A 13,370-nucleotide genomic window follows, 5' to 3' on the forward strand; every position below is an offset into this window, starting at 1 on the left:
CAATACATAGTAGGCAGGGTCTAGTCGAGCTTGAAGAAATGAATTTTATATTGAGGTAAGGTTGAATACCTTAAAGAAGTTCTCTTGGTAAGCTCGAGATAACCTTAGTTCAGTTCCTGATCTTAGCTGTAAGGTATGATCACCTTTGCTAATGGGAGTCACTTGAATAACTTCATTAATATTGATCACGTGCGAACGGTGTATGCGTACAAAAATAGTGGGGTCTAACTGACTCTGTACGCCAGTTAATGTTTGTCTGGCAATAAATGCCGTTCTTTCAAGGCAAATTTTTACATAGTTACCCGAAGATTCAATCCATTGAACTTCATCTGCTTTCGCTACTTCAATTGAGCCTTCAGCTTTAAATAGTAAAGTTTTTGGGTAGTGCTGGTCTGTTCGGTAATCTTGCACAAGCTTTGGAATATCAAATTTTTGTGTTGTTCCAGAAAATTCACGAAAGCGATTAAGTGTTTTAGCTAACCTAGCTTTGTCATAGGGTTTAAGGAGATAGTCAACCGCATTTAACTCAAATGCACTTATCGCATATTCATTAAAACCAGTCACAAATACAATGGAAACTTCTTTGTTAAACTCTAAATTACTGGCGACAGAAATGCCATCCAGTTTGGGCATTTGAATATCTAAAAAGACCAATGATGGGGTAAACTTATCAATGCACTCTAGTGCTTCCACGCCATTTCTTGCTTCTGCAACGACGTCAAAATCACTGTGTTCTTTTAGAAAGTGAATAAGCTTTTGACGTGCAGCAGGTTCATCATCTACAACAAGTACCTTGTACGAGCTAGAGACTTGAGCGAGTTCTGACATGTTATTAACCTATAAAAAGAGTAGGGCATTTATATCCTATCCTAACAAAGACAATTACTTTTAGCAGTGTTTTTAATATGCCTGTTAGATAAGCTATGTCGGGTTTATTGCATAGGTAAAGTCAGTGTTAATATAATGGAGTTGTTACCTTGTTGAACAAGTGAAACGTTTGCCGAATCACCATATAACAGTTCGAGTCTTTCTTTGGTATTTTGTAAACCAATACCAAAAGAAGGTTGTTGGTTTTCATATTCGAGTAATGGATTCATAATAGTAATACAAAGCATCCCATCTTCACTATAGGCTTTAAGGTGAACTCCGCCCATATCATCAGAAGGCTCAATACCATATTTCACGGCATTTTCGAGTAATGGCTGTAGTAACATTGCAGGGATCAAAACGGATTCTACTTGTGGTTCAATTTCTATTTTTGTAGATAATCTATCACCAAAGCGTAACTGAGCTATTTCTAAAAATGAAGTCATAGCCTGTAACTCTTCATTAAAGGTTACCCAAGGCTTTTGTTCTGCAGCTAATGAATAACGCAGTAGATTTCCTAAACGCATAATAATTGAATCGGCTTTATCAACATCTTGATACATAGTGCTAGAAATAAGATTCAAGGTGTTAAACAAAAAATGAGGCTGTAATTGATTCCTTAAAACAGCTATTTGTGCGGTGAGTAATTGCTCGTTGAGTTTTGCAGCGTGAATTTGTTCTTTTTGGTATGTTTCAAAATAAACTTTAGTGTAAGCGCCGAATACGATGGCACAATAGAAGCCTATCGTTTTAGGGTATTCATAGATATACCTTGTAAGTAAATCACCGTTATCCCAAAGCCTACCCTCAATTAATAAATAGGCTAAATGCCTTGTTCCGATCATTAGTGAGATAAAAAGGAAGGTAAATGGGATATACAAAATCGCCACTTTTAGCATTGATTTATATCTATGCGTTTCATCTAGTGACCACTTTTTACAGCAAAAAATAATGATTGGACAAACTAGGCCATAACAATAAACAGCGCTGTACTCTAAAAGCCAAGGTTCCCATGATAGCGACTCTTTACGATCGGCTATTGCGGTTTGTGTGATAAAAAAAGCGACGATAGAAAGTGAAACAAGCCCTATCAGAATCTGCTTAGCGGTAATGGTGGAATAAAAATGTAGCAGAGCTTTCAGAGTTTGCATATTTTACAATGACTCGGCTGAGTAGTTAATTAAAATAATACACCATTTATTAATGGCATGTTTCCTTGTTAACACGTCCAAAGACCCACTTGTCCCTTAGTCATTTATTTTTTAGCTCTGTTTTTCTATTCTCAGCATAAATGAGCAGAGGATAAAATCAAAATGACAACACAAGTACTAAATAAACACCTGGAAAATAATCTCGGAAGCCGACTGTATTTTTTAGATTGGATCAGAATACTAGCCTTCGCATTTTTGGTTTTCTATCACAGCGCATTAATGTTTGTTGATTGGGGTTTTCATATTGAAAGTGGCTATAACAGCACTTTTTTGAAAACTATCATGATACTTAGCTCTAAATGGCGACTTGATATTCTGTTTCTTGTTTCAGGTGTGGCAATCAGTTATATGATAACTAAAATGCCACTTAAGTCTTTTACCTGGCAAAGAATTGTTAAGTTATATCTACCACTTCTCTTTGCTATTGCTATTGTTGTAGCCCCACAATCGTATTATGAAGCGATTCAAAAAGGTGTTTTTGAGGGAAACTTCTGGCAGTTTTGGAGTTCACATTATTTTACCTTCGCATGGGATAAGCGTATGAACGCTCCATTTCCAACGTATAATCACATGTGGTATGTGTTGTACTTGTTCCACTATACCGTTTTGTTGTTACCTCTTTGTGCCTTTATTAATAGTGAAAAAGGTATAGTAATACTGCAAAAAATTGAAAAATTCCTTACCAAAAGTTCGCGTATTATCTGGTTACCACTAACCATTTATTTTGTTATTTTCTTCGCCTTCAATAACCATGAAGTCACTCATACTTTCTACGATGATTGGTATGGGCACGCAATCTTTCTTTTTGCCGTGCTCATGGGATTAATTTTTGTCCGAATGCCGAAAATATGGCTATCTTTTCAAGAGAATCGTTTTATATCTTTAGCAATAGGCCTAGCGAGTTATTCTGTTTTATTAACACTCTTCCTTTTACCTAATGAGATGTTTCCATTCGATACTGGTTTAGTTTGGGGGATAGTTGAAATATTAGTTAAATGGTCTTGGATAGCGTTAATTATTGGTTTTGCTAGAAAGTACCTGAACTATACCAATAGCTCCCTTAAGTATTGTAATAGCATTGTTTATCCATTTTTTATTTTGCATCAAACCGTCATCATTATTTTTGGTTTCTACGTGATCGATTGGGGCATGTCTGGAACTCTTGAGTTTTTGACCATAGTGGTGGGTACCTTTGTTATTTGCGCCTTACTCTATGAGCTACTTATTAAAAGGGTCAATATTTTAAGGTTATTATTTGGTATGTCATGGCAGAATAAAGAATCAATAGTTGATGATTTTTGCTCTAAATCGATTGTTATAAACAATGACAAAATAAGCTAAGTCGAGAGCCATATAGGGAATAATGCTAACGTTATAAGGTCGCTTGGAGATTATTCACCCTGTCATCCAAATACAATGCTTTGATGACAGTATAAATAAAAAGCCCCTTGCAGGATTGATAATATATTTTCAATACCTTAGTCATTGAGCTGCTCAAGTTAAGTAATATGTGCGTATCACTTTTGAATCAAGTAGGTGCTTAGGCAACTATAATATCAATGGTAACGGGTATATAACTCACAGATAGTCCAAATTTAATCATTAACTCTTTAAGGTATTGTCATGCTAATACAATTTAAAAAGGTGAGAAATGCGCTTATTAGAGATGGTAAGTTTGGTAAGTATTGTCTTTATGCCATTGGTGAGATTTTTTTAGTCGTTACTGGAATTCTCATTGCCCTTCAGGTTAATAATTATGATTTAGCACAGCAAAAAAAAGCAATCGAACATCACTATTTGTTAACTATTAAACTCCAATTATCCGCAGATAAAGAAAAACTTTCAGCAGAAATATATGGTATGAATGAGCGAATAGATGATTATCTAGTTGGGATGAAATTAATCAATGAAAATGATCAGGAAAATCTTGAGGTCCTAGCAAGTAAAGTTATTCGCTTGCTCGAATATGGAGATTTTAGGCGACAAAGCAGTGTCTTTCAAACGTTAGTTTATAGTGGTGAAATCAAATACGTTAATAGCAAAGAAATCATTGAAAATCTGCAAGAAATTGAACGTACTTATGAAATTACAGAACGACTTGAAAATACTCAGGCTAATCTTGTGATGATTCATGCAGCACCAGCAGTTAATAAGAGTATGGATTTTGAATCTGGAAAGATAATCGCCCCAGATGTAGTGTTTACCACGATGTTCAAAAATAATTTCTCTATTGCTATTCGCCTGGCGCAAGAGAAAAAAAGTGAATTTGAGCATGCGTTATCAGTGATTGATAACACCATTAAAATGATTGATTCACAAATAAATAAAAATGAGCATAATTAACTTCTGAGCTATTCGGAGGTGGTTACTTTTATATCATTTAGTTATAATTTTCAACGTGATGGTTCGATATCAACGGCGTAAAAGATGTTAAATTTAGCAGTATTTTACATGGGACTCATACCTTAATTGATTAACCCTAAAGCAATTATTTACCAGTAAACCTTGTATTCACTATTTTTATCCTCATTTTCAAAGTATCTAATGTATTTAGTTTTATCCGCAATAATATTTTGTAGTACGGTTTTTGTGCTAGTTCAACTTGGTCAATATTCAGTTCTATTGTTAGAACTCAGTTAGACAATGAAAAGTAAAAGATTGGATAAAACTTATTTTAGTTTCGTTATTGCTTTAAATGGCAGCGAGCTTAATCGATTTAATCTAGGTTATAAATATGACGTTAAATGAAAGCATACCCGCAATAAGAGCACGGGTAAAGTTAAGTATAAAAGAAGATATTCCGGCAGAAATCATCAGTTTTACTGGTCTTGTTGATGATAAAGAACATATTGCCATAGTATTTAAAAGCGCAGACAAACAGCAGAAATCTCCTTTAGTAAGAGTTCATTCTGAATGTTTGACGGGCGATCTATTCCATTCTTCTCGATGTGATTGCGGTGAACAGTTAGACGAATCAATCAACATAATGAAAGATAATGGCGGGATAATTTTATACCTGAGACAAGAAGGGAGAGGCATAGGTTTATATAACAAACTAGATGCATATCTTTTTCAAGAGCAGGGGATTGATACTTATGAGGCGAATAGAAAACTAGGCTTCAATGACGATGATAGAAACTATGATGACGCAATAAATATGCTCAAAGCACTGAATGTTTCGAGTCTACATCTATTAACGAATAATCCATTAAAGATAGACGCTATTGGCAAAGAAATATTGATTGAGTCGATTCAAAATACCAAAACTTATTTAAAAAAAGATAATAAAAATTATCTTTTAGCTAAATATGAATTATCAGATCATCAATTAGAATCGTCATTAATTTAAGGGGTTATCAAAGGTTAAGTTGTACCTATTAGAGTAGAGGTCTACTAAAATTATTTTTGGTGATGGATAAATAGTAAATTTACCTACTGGAACCCCTTCGGATGCGAATGTATTGGTGTTATTTACTGCTTTATTGGCAGATAACTAGTTTTAATTTTCAGTCATTGAGCCAAACCAATACGGCAAAAGAGTTTGGGGATTAAAAGCGGAAGAGGATGATGTTTAGTCAGATGTCAGTTTTTGTTATCCAAAGAATTTCAATGCTAAATATTTTTAAGGCTTTGCGCATATTGATTAAGCGATTGCTTCGATAATTGAGCTAAATCTTTAATCATAAGTAACTGTGAAGAGGTCAGTTTATTATCTTCAGTGTTGATTTCAAGTGTGTGACAAAGTTGGTATAACCGAACCAAACCTAAACCGATGGCAGCGCCTTTAAGTTTATGTAATTTTGCGTGTTGATCAATGGCCGATAAACTTGAAAAATTACTATATTCGTTATCTATTTGTTGACAAAATAACCGAGTAAGTTGTATTACTTTATCACTGCCCAAGTACTCAATATCTTGGTTGGGAATATCGGCATCAAATAATAAAAATTCACTAAGCTCCTGACTTTCAACTAGAGAGTCCTTATTCGTTGAAGCAATGACTACGGCTTCAGGCATTTCAACTTTTAGTTCAAGACAAGGTTCCGTTTCTTGCTCAGCCCCACCTTCGACTTCCTGATTAACGAATCCTCTAACATTAAACATTACTTTGGCAATACTTGGTTTTAATTTTTTCATTTGCACGGGTTTGGCAACAAAACCATCAAAGCCTGACTTTATAAATTTAGCTATATCTTCATTAAAAACATGAGCTGACACTGCAATAGTTTTGAAAGGAGTCTGCTTTTCTTTCGCAATAACCTTGAGTTGTTGAGATAAAGTCACGCCATCAATATCAGGTAGATTGATATCGAGTAAGGCTAAATCAAATCGATTGTTGTGCATACATTTCAGCGCGCTAGCACCATCTTTGGCGGCTGTTACTTTATGACCCAGTTTTTCAACCAAGGCACAGGCGACATCAAGGTTTATTTCATTATCCTCGACAATAAGCACCTGATAATATTGAGATAACGCTTGTGGTGGCAAAAATAGTACTTGCTGTGCGCTAATCGCTTCTGCTGAAGCTCGAGCTAATGGAATCGTAAAGGCAAAACAACTGCCACGATTTTCTTCACTTTCAAGAGATAAAGTGCCTTGCATTGCACTGACAAGTCGCTGGCATATTGCTAGACCCAAGCCTGTGCCGACAGCACTTTGAAGATTATCTACCTGAGTAAACGCCTGAAAAACGTCAGCTTGCTTGTCTTTAGCAATACCGCAGCCGGTATCAGTCACTGAAAATGTTACCTCTGAATCTCCAGAACTACTTTCATCATTAACGCCTATTGATAAAACAATACTGCCCCGTTGAGTAAACTTAATGGCATTGTTAATCAAGTTTATTAATATTTGTCGTAACTTACCTAAATCAGCAACGCGCCAGTTTTCAATATTTCCTTTTTTTTCAAAGTGCAGCTGCAATGATTTATTCTGCGCTCTTGCTCGCATTAAATGCACGACATCTTCCCCTAGCTTGCCTAAATCAATGGCACGGTAAGAAAGCGCTATATGGCCTGCTTCAATTTTTGAATAATCAAGAATATCATTCAGAATATCTAATAAACTTTCGCCTGAATATAAAATAGTTTGAGCATACTTTTGCTGCTCTGACGTGAGCTTGGTATCGGTTAACAACTCTAATGTGCCGATCATGCCATTCATTGGCGTACGTATTTCATGACTCATGCTCGCTAAAAATACCGATTTAGCTCTATTAGCTTCGTCTGCTTGCTGCTTTGCTAAGGCGTGCGCTTTAGATTCACTGTTTAGCTTCTCATTGGTAAACCTTAACTCTTGCGTTCTAATATTTATCAATTGCTCAAGGTTTTCTTTATGCAAACGTAATTCTTGCTCTGTTTGAAGCTGCTCATACTCAAGCTGTTGCTTTTTAATCGCATGCTCTCGAAAAACATCGAGCGCTTCAGCTAAATGTTTTAACTCTTCATCATTTGATGACTCGACCGTAATCTCTAAATCACCAGCGGCTAATCTTTCTATTGCGTCGGTATGCTTTTGCAGCTTAAAAACAATACCTTGATAAACCACCTTCCACATCACAAAGACAATGACAATAAGGGATAATAAGGTGGTAATTAAAAATACGTTCTGGGACCAAGAAACCAATTTTTGATGTTGTTGACTGGTTTTTTTGGCTAACTCACCTTGCTTTTCAACCAGTGACAATATTCCTTGGTTTAATTGCGTTAATTGATTAGAAATATGTTGGTGAAGTAAGCTTTGTTTTTGATCCAATTCAATGGCTCTTTGTTGATTATCAAGCAAGTTATCAAATAAATTAAGCTTAATAAGTGCGATATTGGCCAAGTTAGCTCTGTAGGGATCAGTAATTGAATCCACTAAGTTTGATATCAGCAACACTAGTCTGTTTTTATTGTGGGTTAGCTCATTAAGCGGCTGGTACTGTTGTGTGGTAATAACCAAGTTAGCAATTTGCTCTAACTCCAAAGCATTTCGCTCTAACGCGGCCATTTTATCAAGTAAATTAAGGTCTTCATCAATGATTAAATCAATATCTTGTTTTGCTTGTAGCAGATTACTTTTCTGCTCAATTAAATCATAAAGCCCTGATAAACGAACTAACGCAAAGGTACTCGCATTAGCTACCTGTGATTGAGATAAAACAGAAATCTCATGAACCGATGCTTTCACCACAGTAAAGGCTTGATCACGTTGTTGTTGATTGGTGATTTTATTTTTGGCATAGAGATCAAGTTGCTCAATGCCTTGGTTAATATCTTTCTTTAAACTAATTAACGAAGGTAAATTTTTCTTGTTGAGATTGAGTAACTCAAGAGCAATAAATTTATCTTCAACCGCCAAATGTAGCAATGTTAATGTCTGACTGATTTCCTGACGCTGTTCTTCATCGGTGACATTTTTTAATAACGTCGTCTTATGGGTGATTTGCAAACTAAGGTTCGCTAATTCTCTTGCACTTGAAAGGGTAGGTAAGGTTTGTTGAGTAATAATATCACCAGTGCTGGCAATAAGGCTGAGACCATTCCAAGCGACAATACTCACAAACAGCAGTAAACCCGCAACAAAGCTAAAGGCAAATAATAGTTTGTTACCTATACTTCGACGAAAGTGCAATGTAATATCCTCTTTTACACGGCCCGTGTATTAATTTTAAATAGAGTTTTTTGTGAAAATACTTTTAGTGCTACTACTCAACATTGTTTATTGTTTGTTTTTCTTATCAACAGCAGTCGCAGCTAATCAAGACCAGTTAAATAACAATCGTGCAACGAGTACAATAGCAGTAAGCGAGCTATCAACAAGTAAAGTATCCACAGGAAAAATTAAATTATGTGCGGTCTACCCTCATCTAAAAGATTCTTATTGGCTTAGCATCAATTTTGGCATGACTGAACAGGCAAAACAAAGATCAATTGAATTAAAAGTCCTAGATGCCGGAGGCTACCAGAATAAGGATGAACAGTTAAGACAAATTGAACAATGTATTCATTGGCAAGCAAGCGCAATATTAGTAGGCTCGGTTAATTTTGAGGCATTAAATCAAAAACTTGCACAAGTTAACAAGCATACGCCAGTTTTTGCCTTAGTAAATGAAATAGCCACGAACAATATTAGTGGCAGAACGGGTGTCTCTTGGTATCAAATGGGTTATCAGTTGGGAGAATATCTGGTTAAGCACCATCAAAATAATTTCAATACTACACCAGCAACACTTGCTTGGTTTCCTGGCCCTAAAAGGGGAGGGGGCAGTTTACAATCTACCAAAGGTTTACAAGCCGCACTTGTGAATAGTCCTATTGAAATAATCGCTATCGAGCACGGCTTAAATGAGAAGATAACTCAGTTTTCTTTGCTCAAAGACACCTTGAAAAAATATAATAACATCGATTATTTAGCGGGCAATGCTGTGATGGCTGAAATGGCAATAAATGAGGTCGGAAGGTTACCTAAAGAACAACAACCTGAGATCCTAAGTCATTACCTTAGCCATGGCGTTTATCGTGGTATTAAGCGTCATAAAATATTAATGGCCAATTCAGATCAAATGGTACTGCAAGGTAAAATGGCCATTAACCAAGCCGTTGATTACCTAAAAATAGGGAAGGTGAAAACTTTGCAGGCACCTACAATTATCACGATAGATCAAGCGACTATAAAAAAACTAAAGACTGAATTGTCATTGTCACCAAGTAACTTTAAGCCTATTTATAGTATTAAAGCTACTGAAGTAAAATAAGCGCTAGTAGTATTTAAGCTTGATCATTGATGACATCAATTATTTGTTAAGCTAGGTAATATCAGCGGCGAATAAATACCCTTCACCATGAATCGTCGTGAAAATCTGTGGCTCTTTCGGATTATCTTCTATTTTGTGACGTAAACGACGAACCAGCACATCGATGGTTCTATCATTGGGTGCATCAACTCTATGCTCAATTAAATTAAGTAATCGATCACGGCTGAGTACTCGGCTAGGGTTAGCGACAAAAGCCACTAAAATATCGTATTCAGCTTTAGTTAGTTTTATTGGAATATTATTTTTGAGCAACTTTCGTTTTGGAATATCAAAGCTGCATTGACCAAAATGAAATAAATCGTCATCTTCCTCATCTTCTGTAGCTATAACAGATTTTTGCTCGGTTAATGATATGCGCCATAGAATGTTTTTAACGCGAACTAACAGCTCTCTTAGCTCGAAAGGCTTAGTAACATAATCATCAGCGCCCATTTCTAAACCAATAATTTTATCGATAGAGTCAGTTCTCCCGGTCACAAGCACAATGCCAATGTTCGAATGGCTGCGCAGGTTTCGAGTGATCATCAAGCCATCTTCATCAGGCAAGTTAATGTCTAACATGACTAAATCAATGTGATGATTTTCCAATACCACCATCATTTGGCTTTTATTTTCCGCTTCACTAACTCGATAACCAGCATGTTGGAAATAACCCACCAGTTTGGCTCGTGTTATCGCTTCATCTTCTACCACTAAAATATGTTTATCGTTCAAGCTTTATTCCTATCCTACTGTTATCAGAAGTAAACCAACACCACCAAGTAACAGACTATCAATAAGTCATACCAAATCAAATAATTTTCGCTGAGTGAGAATAACTTAATTGAATTGGTATTTATGCATTTTTACATATTGTGTTCATTTAACCACACAATGCTGTTCATAACTGAGCGATACAATAACGCCATCAAAAATAGTTTATCTGATTTATATCAATTTTGGAGTTCTAAGTTATGAATAAAGTAATAAAAACAGCAAACCGCGTACTAATTGGCACAATGTTACTATCTTGCCCTTTTTTAGCAAGTAGCGAACAAAGTAAAGAAGAACTATTTAATGGCACTTTCAGTGGTTCACTAGAAATGGCAACCGATTACGTATTTCGTGGTGAATCGGAAACAGGTGATGGCGATATTCCAGCCATTAAAGGTAGCTTTACCTGGACTCATGAAAATGGTGTTTATGCGGGCGTATTTGGCGCAACCAATAAGTTTGAATCTACCCCTGACATTAGAGCCGTACTAGCGCCGTATATTGGCAAATTTGGTACTTTTGGCGACAGTGATATTAGTTACAATATTTTTGTCTTTCATTATACCTATCCGGGCGTAGAAGACATGGACTATACCGAACTTTGGATGAAGGTTGCTAAAGACTTTGGTCCTGTAAAAATAGAACTTGAAGTAACTCCAACCCTAAATGATTGGTTTGGTGTTGATGGCTGGAGCGGTATTAACTACGCTGTTCACCCGAGCAAAACGTTTGATAATGGTATTAAACTTTCTGGCTCTATTGGTTATCAAGAACTATCAGGAGAAGGTGCTGAAGGTTGGGCTCATTGGAACTTAGGTATAAGTAAAAACGTTTATGGCCTTAATGTTGATGTGCGTTATCACGACTCAGATGTTGATAGCTCACATAAAGTTTATGGCTCTGAACAAGGCCAAAAAATCTTTGATGAACGCTTTGTTTTTAGTGTTAGCAAAAGCTTTTAGTCACCTACTTTAACAAAGCAGGTCTAAGCTACCTAGTTTAGACGGTTTAGTGTTTAAGTAATAAATAAAAGACAGAAGAGCAGCGAAGCTTAACAGTTTTGCTGTTTTTGTCATTTTACGGTTATAAAAATTATCAGTACTTAAAGCTCTTCAGTTGCTTAGCTTATGTCTCTTCAAGTCGCTCGAATATAAACATTTCTGTTCATATCTTTTCACAACTTCACGCAAGCTGTCATTTCCTAGTTCATGGTCATTCACATTCTTCAACTATAATTAGCTCATCAAAAAACTTTGAATGAAACGATAAGTCATTCAAAAAACATCCCAGATATTGATTAAGCGAGGAGTTTCGACATGACCACGGAACAAATAAACAAAGAAACAGGTGAAAAGAAAAAGCGTAAAGAACTTAAGGCATTAGGATTCATTATTGTAGTGCTATTTCCCGTACTCAGCGTATTCGCTATTGGTGGTTACGGCCTAATTATTTGGTTAATTCAGGCATTTGGCGGCGTAATTCCTCATTAGGAAAGCCACTAGCATTCTCTCAAACAAAGTAAAAAATTAAGAATAACGAGGATTATCAACATGAAATGGCTCAAAAACCTTTGGCAAACACTTAATACGCCAGCCAAATACTTAACCTTAGGCTCCATCAGTTTAACAGCTTTCATTATGGGCGTTGTTTTTTGGGGTGGATTCAACACCGCTTTAGAGGCAACCAATACTGAAGAATTCTGTATTGGTTGTCATAGTATGGAAAGTAAACCTTATCAAGAATTACAAAAAACAGTGCATTGGTCTAATCACTCTGGCGTACGTGCCACTTGCCCAGACTGTCATGTTCCACATAGCTGGGGTCGTAAAATTGCTAGAAAAATGGAAGCATCCAGTGATGTTTGGGGTTGGGTTTTTAACACCGTTAACACCAGTGAAAAATTCGAAGATAAACGTTTAGAAATGGCGTCACGTGAATGGGCTCGCTTCGAGAGAGATGACTCGTTGGCTTGTAAGAATTGTCACAACTATGACTCGATGAAATGGGACACCATGTCTAAGTTGGCGCAAAAACAAATGAAGCGTGCCGCCGAAAAAGATCAAAGCTGTGTTGATTGCCACAAAGGGATCGCACACATATTACCCGATATGGGAACCGCAAGAGCACCGCAGTTAATTGCTGAAGTAGGCACTGGACCAAGTAAATTCACCAATGAACAATACTACTTCAGTGCATTGACCAAGCCACTATTTTTTAGCGCTAAAGGTGATGTAGAAGCAGGCACGTTAAATGTCGCAACCAAGGTTAAAATATTAGAGAGCAAAGAGAACAGAGTTAAAGTTTCAATTAGTGGTTGGCGTAAACAAATTGGTGCTGGCCGAGTTATTTATTATGACTTTGGTATCAATATGTTAACAGCACAATTATCAAAAGAAGCGGCAAAAACTGAAGGTGTCATCAATGGCTTTGAAGAAAAAGAAGACGAGATGACCGGTTTGAAATGGCAACGTGTTGAAACAACATTATGGACTGATGCTGAATACCTAATTACCGAGCAACAGCCACTTTGGGATTATGCTCGTACAACCTTTAGAAGCAGCTGTAGTGTTTGCCACACGCAACCAGACGAAGCTCACTTTGACGCAAATACTTGGCCAGGCATGTTCCAAGGCATGATAGCTTTTGTCAACATGGACCAAGATACCCAAGCATTAGTACAAAAATATCTACAACAACATTCATCAACTTTTGTTAAAAAAGAACATTAATCGGAGCTAAGT

Annotated in this window: 11 protein-coding genes; 7 read left to right on the forward strand and 4 right to left on the reverse strand. The window is 36.4% G+C overall.

Features of this window, described 5'->3' with window-relative positions; translation table 11 throughout:
* Positions 1–45 precede the first annotated feature (45 nt).
* Both CPS_RS08055 and CPS_RS22830 read right to left on the reverse strand, forming a co-directional pair.
* Entirely contained in the window at positions 46–828 is a 783-nt protein-coding gene (locus CPS_RS08055; RefSeq protein WP_011042643.1) for a LytR/AlgR family response regulator transcription factor, read from the reverse strand.
* 104 nt (positions 829–932) lie between these two features.
* Positions 933–2,018, reverse strand: a complete 1,086-nt coding sequence (locus CPS_RS22830; RefSeq protein WP_011042644.1) for a sensor histidine kinase — start codon at positions 2,016–2,018, stop codon at positions 933–935.
* Positions 2,019–2,180: 162 nt separating this feature from the next.
* Here CPS_RS22830 and CPS_RS08065 point away from each other — a divergent pair, with 162 nt between their 5' ends.
* From CPS_RS08065 to ribA, 3 genes are all read left to right on the forward strand, one after another.
* Positions 2,181–3,419 carry an acyltransferase family protein gene (locus CPS_RS08065; RefSeq protein ID WP_011042645.1) on the forward strand — a complete coding sequence of 413 codons (1,239 nt, stop codon included), beginning with the start codon at positions 2,181–2,183 and terminating at the stop codon, positions 3,417–3,419.
* Positions 3,420–3,701: 282 nt separating this feature from the next.
* A complete protein-coding gene (locus CPS_RS08070; RefSeq protein WP_011042646.1) occupies positions 3,702–4,421 on the forward strand; it encodes a hypothetical protein in 720 nt (239 codons plus the stop codon).
* Between the two features lie 409 nt (positions 4,422–4,830).
* Positions 4,831–5,427, forward strand: coding sequence for a GTP cyclohydrolase II RibA (gene ribA / locus CPS_RS08075; protein WP_198560025.1), 597 nt, complete (start codon positions 4,831–4,833; stop codon positions 5,425–5,427).
* 263 nt (positions 5,428–5,690) lie between these two features.
* Here the strand turns inward: ribA and torS are convergent, their stop codons facing one another.
* A complete protein-coding gene (gene torS, locus CPS_RS08080; RefSeq protein ID WP_011042650.1) occupies positions 5,691–8,693 on the reverse strand; it encodes a TMAO reductase system sensor histidine kinase/response regulator TorS in 3,003 nt (1,000 codons plus the stop codon).
* 52 nt (positions 8,694–8,745) lie between these two features.
* Between torS and torT the strand changes: the two genes are divergently transcribed.
* The gene (gene torT, locus CPS_RS08085) at positions 8,746–9,816 is read left to right on the forward strand and encodes a TMAO reductase system periplasmic protein TorT (RefSeq protein ID WP_011042651.1); all 1,071 of its coding nucleotides are present in this window, start codon (positions 8,746–8,748) and stop codon (positions 9,814–9,816) included.
* A gap of 51 nt (positions 9,817–9,867) precedes the next feature.
* Here the strand turns inward: torT and torR are convergent, their stop codons facing one another.
* Positions 9,868–10,590, reverse strand: coding sequence for a two-component system response regulator TorR (gene torR, locus CPS_RS08090; RefSeq protein ID WP_011042652.1), 723 nt, complete (start codon positions 10,588–10,590; stop codon positions 9,868–9,870).
* Positions 10,591–10,829: 239 nt separating this feature from the next.
* On the opposite strand from torR, the gene CPS_RS08095 reads away from it, so the two are divergent.
* The 3 genes from CPS_RS08095 to torC all read left to right on the forward strand — a co-directional run bounded on the left by CPS_RS08095 (position 10,830) and on the right by torC (position 13,358).
* The gene (locus CPS_RS08095; protein ID WP_011042653.1) at positions 10,830–11,591 is read left to right on the forward strand and encodes a TorF family putative porin; all 762 of its coding nucleotides are present in this window, start codon (positions 10,830–10,832) and stop codon (positions 11,589–11,591) included.
* Positions 11,592–11,945: 354 nt separating this feature from the next.
* The gene (gene torE, locus CPS_RS08100; RefSeq protein WP_011042655.1) at positions 11,946–12,119 is read left to right on the forward strand and encodes a trimethylamine N-oxide reductase system protein TorE; all 174 of its coding nucleotides are present in this window, start codon (positions 11,946–11,948) and stop codon (positions 12,117–12,119) included.
* Positions 12,120–12,179: 60 nt separating this feature from the next.
* Complete coding sequence (torC, locus tag CPS_RS08105; RefSeq protein WP_011042656.1) at positions 12,180–13,358, forward strand: pentaheme c-type cytochrome TorC; 1,179 nt, start codon at positions 12,180–12,182, stop codon at positions 13,356–13,358.
* Positions 13,359–13,370: the final 12 nt, after the last annotated feature.

Origin of the sequence: Colwellia psychrerythraea 34H (assembly GCF_000012325.1) — a bacterium.
In the GTDB taxonomy this organism is placed as follows: domain Bacteria; phylum Pseudomonadota; class Gammaproteobacteria; order Enterobacterales; family Alteromonadaceae; genus Colwellia; species Colwellia psychrerythraea_A.

Excerpts from the sequence above, each read along its gene's own strand:
- CPS_RS08055 (WP_011042643.1), bottom strand. The coding sequence starts at position 828 with ATGTCAGAACTCGCTCAAGTCTCTAGCTCGTACAAGGTACTTGTTGTA.
- CPS_RS22830 (WP_011042644.1), bottom strand. The coding sequence starts at position 2,018 with ATGCAAACTCTGAAAGCTCTGCTACATTTTTATTCCACCATTACCGCT.
- CPS_RS08065 (WP_011042645.1), top strand. The coding sequence starts at position 2,181 with ATGACAACACAAGTACTAAATAAACACCTGGAAAATAATCTCGGAAGC.
- CPS_RS08070 (WP_011042646.1), top strand. The coding sequence starts at position 3,702 with ATGCTAATACAATTTAAAAAGGTGAGAAATGCGCTTATTAGAGATGGT.
- CPS_RS08095 (WP_011042653.1), top strand. The coding sequence starts at position 10,830 with ATGAATAAAGTAATAAAAACAGCAAACCGCGTACTAATTGGCACAATG.
- torE (WP_011042655.1), top strand. The coding sequence starts at position 11,946 with ATGACCACGGAACAAATAAACAAAGAAACAGGTGAAAAGAAAAAGCGT.
- torC (WP_011042656.1), top strand. The coding sequence starts at position 12,180 with ATGAAATGGCTCAAAAACCTTTGGCAAACACTTAATACGCCAGCCAAA.